We start from the raw sequence: 2,425 nt of genomic DNA, 5'->3' as shown, positions 1-2,425 counted from the left end.
TCAGGTTCTAATTCCTAATGCAAATACTGAAGTCTCAGTAGATGACGCTAAAAAATTATTAAATAGTCTGAGTGATTCAAATAGAAAAGAACCTATTGAAACATTAGAAGAATCTACGGTTAATTTACAGAAAAAAAAGAAAGATACATTACTCATTGCGAATAACATTGATAAAGCTGAGTTTACTAAACAACGAGCAGATCAATTGGTTTTTGATGAGAAGAACCATCCCCCAGCTAGATTGCCTTCAAGTTTCAGAAGTCAGGAATTCGGTTTAAAACCGCATCAGGAGTACGGAGTTGCATGGTTGCAGAATCTACATCAATATGCACCGGAACAGGTAAGTGGCTGCCTTTTAGCAGACGATATGGGATTGGGGAAGACCCTGCAATTGTTGTGCTTTATTGGTGAATACTTAGAAAATGCAAAAGATAAAAAACCAGTTTTAGTGGTTGCTCCAGTTTCATTGTTAGAAAATTGGGAGGCAGAAGCAAATCGGTTCTTCAGTGCTAAATTTGCTAAGATCCTAAGTCTATATGGTGAAAATTTAAAAGATCGAAAAATTCCCAAGCATTTAATATCTGCTCAATTAAGAGATGATCATGGTATTACGCATTTGCTTGAAGAAGATTGGCGAGGTGATGCGGATATTGTCCTCACAACCTATGAAACGATGCGTGATCTAGAGTTTTCTTTAGCGCGAGTTGATTGGGGGATTATGGTTTGCGATGAAGCACAAAAAATTAAAGTACCTACGGCTATGGTGACAAAAGCGGCTAAAGCTCAAAAGGCAGACTTTAAAATAGCATGTACTGGTACTCCAGTGGAAAATTCACTCACTGACTTATGGTGCTTATTTGATTTTATACAAGAAAATTTGCTAGGTTCATTGAATGAATTTGGAAAAACTTATCGTCGTCCTATAGAAAATATTGAGAATGTGGATAATGAAGTATTGGAACAATTACGGAACTTGATTGCACCACAAGTTTTAAGACGGATGAAACATGATGTTGCTGACTTACCAGAAAAAATTGAAGTAGATCATTGTAAAAATATTACGATTTCTTCACTTCAACGTCACTTATATGCCGATGTAATTAATCGCTACAGGAGGTTGTCAGAAGAAGGTAATCAAGGTGCGATGTTGGCATCACTGCACAGTATGCGAATGATTTGTGCACATCCATTCCAATTGCAACCGAATGCTTCAATTCATGAATCACCTAAAGTAGATTGGTTGATTAAAACATTAGAAGCAATTAAGGCAAAGAATGAAAAAGTTATTATTTTTACTGAATTTAGAGATATTCAAGTATTCCTGAAACGGATTCTTCTAGAACGGTTCGGCTTAAATGTTACAACCGTTAATGGGGATTCAAATACAAGTAGTAAAAAAGGTTTAACACGGCAAAACCTTATTGATAGATTCCAAGCAACTAGTGGTTTTAATGTAATTATTTTATCAACCACTGCTGTCGGTTTTGGCGTTAATATCCAAAAAGCTAATCATGTCATTCATTATACGCGCAGTTGGAATCCTGCCAAGGAAGATCAGGCAACTGACCGTGCGTATCGTATAGGACAAGATAAAGAAGTTTTTGTTTACTACCCCTCAATAGCAGCAAATGATTTTGATACTTTTGAGATAAAATTAGACCGACTTTTATCAAGTAAGCGGGCTCTGGCGGATGATATGTTGAAACCAAATACTGATCTAGGTAAGGAATTGATCCGCTTAATTTAAAAAAAGAGAAGTTAAAAAGAGCCGTCTAACAAGGCTCTTTTTTGCAAGTAGTATTAAGTAATCCTTTGATCTGCCCAGTAGCATGGAACAATGATCAGGCTATTTTCATGTAACCGAGACCATAATCTTACACCTAAATCACGCTGCATATTTTGGACTGTGAAATTGGAAATCAGCAGGGTAGATTTCATATTGTCATAACGGCTATATAGAACCTTATGTACCATCTCTAGGCGTTTTTCATGCCGGTCATGCAGGCCATATTCATCAATCACTAATAAATCAAAACTGGAGAAATGGTCGATGACTTCTTTCTCAGAGCGTGAAGTGTCTGACCAGGTATCCATCATTTTTTGAGCAATTTCTGCACTTGTATAATAGCGTGCAGATTTTGTACTGTTATGCAGAATGTTGCGAATAATTGATGCACTCAGATGGGTTTTACCTGTACCCGGTGTACCAATCATCAACATGTTCGGGTTGTGGTCAGAAATAATTTGCTGTGCAAAGGCCTGACATAGCTTGATGGTATTTTCTTGTGCAGGGCATGCAACTACATAATTCTTGAAGCCACGATCCAGGTAGCGTTTATTGAGCCCTGAATTTTTAATTTTCTGTTGTAGCAATCGCTGTTGCAGTTCATTCTCATAGGCTGCATGTGAGTGATGAACAGTTTCT

The 2,425-nt window shown here is 37.2% G+C and carries 2 protein-coding genes; one reads left to right on the top strand and one right to left on the bottom strand.

The genetic code is table 11. The features are described from left to right. On the top strand, nucleotides 1-1,747 hold a 1,747-nt coding region (locus J582_RS24565; protein ID WP_032048840.1), incomplete at its 5' end, for a DEAD/DEAH box helicase. A 53-nt stretch (nucleotides 1,748-1,800) separates the two neighbouring features. On the opposite strand, the gene J582_RS24560 is transcribed toward J582_RS24565, so the two are convergent. Continuing rightward, on the bottom strand, nucleotides 1,801-2,425 hold a 625-nt coding region (locus J582_RS24560), incomplete at its 5' end, for an ATP-binding protein (RefSeq protein ID WP_032048838.1).

Source organism: Acinetobacter sp. 1566109, from assembly GCF_000582255.1.
In the GTDB taxonomy this organism is placed as follows: Bacteria; Pseudomonadota; Gammaproteobacteria; order Pseudomonadales; family Moraxellaceae; genus Acinetobacter; species Acinetobacter nosocomialis.
Note: the sequence above shows the minus strand (reverse complement) of the source record. Positions and strands in the feature narration are given on the sequence as shown.